The sequence below is a fragment of the Shewanella sp. SP2S2-6 genome, assembly GCF_031931965.1.
In the GTDB taxonomy this organism is placed as follows: Bacteria; Pseudomonadota; Gammaproteobacteria; order Enterobacterales; family Shewanellaceae; genus Shewanella; species Shewanella baltica.
Genome location: NZ_JAUOEQ010000079.1, coordinates 1 through 716 on the forward strand (window position 1 = coordinate 1; position 716 = coordinate 716).

1 protein-coding gene is annotated in these 716 nt (G+C 45.1%); it reads left to right on the top strand.

Translation table 11 applies throughout. From position 1 onward, the window contains the following. On the top strand, positions 1 to 711 hold a 711-nt coding region (locus Q4Q57_RS22040; RefSeq protein ID WP_311892038.1), incomplete at its 5' end, for an IS3 family transposase. Between the last annotated feature and the right edge of the window lie 5 nt (positions 712 to 716).

Below are 716 nucleotides of genomic sequence, written 5' to 3' on the forward strand. Positions count from 1 at the left end.
TTTAAGCAAAGTCGAGGCAGCTTAGGGAATCGTGAAATGGTGAAAAAATTGCGCAAGGAAGGCTACCAGGTTGGTCGCTATTTCGTTCGTAAAATTATGCACCGCCTTCGACTCAAAGCAGCCCAGCGACGTGCTTACAAGGTGACTACGCAGCGGAAACACTCAGATGCAGTGGCAGATAACCTGTTAAACATGAACTTTAATCCAGTATCGGCTAATCAGGTTTGGGCGAGTGACGTGACCTATTTAAAGACGGGTGAAGACTGGATGTACTTAGCTGTGGTGATGGATTTATATTCACGCCGGATTGTGGGATGGCACATAGACCAACGCATGACCACAGATTTGATATCCAAGGCATTAATAAAAACCTACAACCTGCGCCAACCAGCGCGAGGGCTGGTATTCCACAGTGACCGAGGCTCGCAATATACCAGTAAGCAATTCGGTAGGCTGCTATCGAGCTATGGTATCCGATCCAGCATGGATGATGTGGGGGCGTGTTGGGATAATGCCGTTGTTGAGCGATTCTTTGGCAGCTTAAAAAACGATTGGATTTTTAAAGTTAATCAACCAACAATGGAGTTTATGAAGCAAAATGTGAGTGCTTACATGAAATATTACAACTTGGAGCGGCTGCATTCTGCTAATGACAATCTGTCACCTGTAGAGTTTGAAAATTCTCAAGTAAAAGTGTCCAGTTTGGGTTGACCAGT